This window comes from Paraburkholderia sp. BR10954 (genome assembly GCF_040965775.1).
GTDB classification, from domain to species: Bacteria; Pseudomonadota; Gammaproteobacteria; order Burkholderiales; family Burkholderiaceae; genus Paraburkholderia; species Paraburkholderia youngii.
The window spans coordinates 1-270 of record NZ_JBFRCK010000293.1; the positions used below are offsets into that span (position 1 = coordinate 1).

Annotated in this window: 1 protein-coding gene; it reads left to right on the top strand. The window is 65.2% G+C overall.

From position 1 onward, the window contains the following. A partial coding sequence (locus AB4Y34_RS42295) for an AMP-binding protein (RefSeq protein ID WP_368719359.1) occupies nt 1-270 on the top strand: 270 nt, incomplete at both ends.

Below are 270 nucleotides of genomic sequence, written 5' to 3' on the forward strand. Positions count from 1 at the left end.
AGGCGCAGTCGCCGGCGTGGGCCGGGCAGCCGTCATCGGATCCGGATGCGCGCGCGCTGGGCCTGGGTCCACGTCATCTGGCCTATGTGATCTACACGTCGGGTTCCACCGGCACGCCCAAGGGCGTCATGGTCGAGCACTGCAGCACCGTGAACCTGCTGCACTGGAGCCGCAGCGTGTTTGCGGAATCCGAGACCAGCCGCATGCTGTTCTCTACCTCGATCGGCTTCGACCTGTCGGTCTATGAGTGCTTCGTTACGCTGTCGCAGG